Raw genomic sequence first — 765 nt, forward strand, 5'->3', positions numbered from 1 at the left:
TAATACCTTCGTTCACACCAACCATTCCGTATTCCAAGCCTTCAGTGAACTTGATAATTCGTTTAAGGCTATCGGTATAGAAATAACAAGCTAAGCCATACTCAGTATCATTGGCCATTGCTAACACTTGTTCATCATCTTCAAATGTTAATACGGGTAATACAGGCCCAAACAACTCTTGCTGCACGATAGCCATGCCTTGATCGACATTATCCAAAATTACTGGCTCCATAAAGCGCCCTGCGAGCTTTTGAGGACGGTTAGCAATTGTAGCCCCCTCTTGTAACGCCTGATCAATAACAGCCTCCAGACGATGCTTAGAAGCCATGGTGATCACTGGCCCAACTGTCACACCAGACTCCAAGCCATTCCCAACATTTAGCTCCATCATTTTCGCGAGCACTTTTTCCATAAAGCGCTCTTTGACATTTTGATGTACATATAAACGGTTTGTGCACACGCACGTTTGTCCTGCATTGCGGAACTTGGACGCGATAAGCCCATCAGCAGCTGATTCCAAATCAGCATCCTCAAAAACAATAAACGGAGCGTTACCTCCAAGTTCCATCGATACCGCTTTAACAGTTTCACTAGCCTGCTTCATCAAAATTTTGCCGACGCGAGTCGAACCCGTAAATGAAATCTTCTTGATCCTAGGATCCATCGATAACACCTGACCAAACTCAGCAGCCTGTTCAGAAATAACAACAGGTAAAAGCGGCTTAGGGATACCAGCCTGATACGCAAGTTCAACAACCGCTAGTG

1 protein-coding gene is annotated in these 765 nt (G+C 44.8%); it reads right to left on the reverse strand.

Annotation, left to right across the window (positions count from 1 at the left end):
* Nucleotides 1–765 (reverse strand): aldehyde dehydrogenase family protein (locus R7P74_RS26030; protein WP_318123542.1); only part of this gene is annotated, 765 nt, incomplete at both ends.

Source organism: Vibrio sp. 2033, assembly GCF_033339735.1.